The sequence below is a fragment of the Salmonella sp. SAL4457 genome (assembly GCF_046548235.1).
Classification (GTDB): Bacteria; Pseudomonadota; Gammaproteobacteria; order Enterobacterales; family Enterobacteriaceae; genus Salmonella; species Salmonella enterica.
On the sequence record NZ_JBGDZO010000591.1, the window covers coordinates 1 to 267 of the forward strand.

At 70.8% G+C, this 267-nt stretch carries 1 protein-coding gene; it reads left to right on the plus strand.

Features of this window, described 5'->3' with window-relative positions:
* Positions 1-80: 80 nt before the first annotated feature.
* Positions 81-267 (plus strand): hypothetical protein (locus tag ACLJNW_RS25580; RefSeq protein ID WP_410961421.1); only part of this gene is annotated, 187 nt, incomplete at its 3' end.

Consider the following 267-nt stretch of genomic DNA (forward strand, 5'->3'; position numbering starts at 1 on the left):
GGATGCCTGTCGGGTCGCCCGATGAAGCGATGGGGCCGGTGGGCACCCGGCCCGCCCAGCCGGAGAGGAGACGGACAGGTATGCTGAGCCGAGGGCGAACGCCGATCGTGGTCGAGGGCGACCGGCGGATGAAGGTCTGCGGTTGCAAAGCGCTGTTCCCGGTGGAGTACAACAATCGCGGCCAGATGACCAGCCGCGCGCTCTGCGACACCTGCCGCGAGAAGCGCGCGCGGCGGCACGCCGACGACCTGCCGGACATCGAGGGGG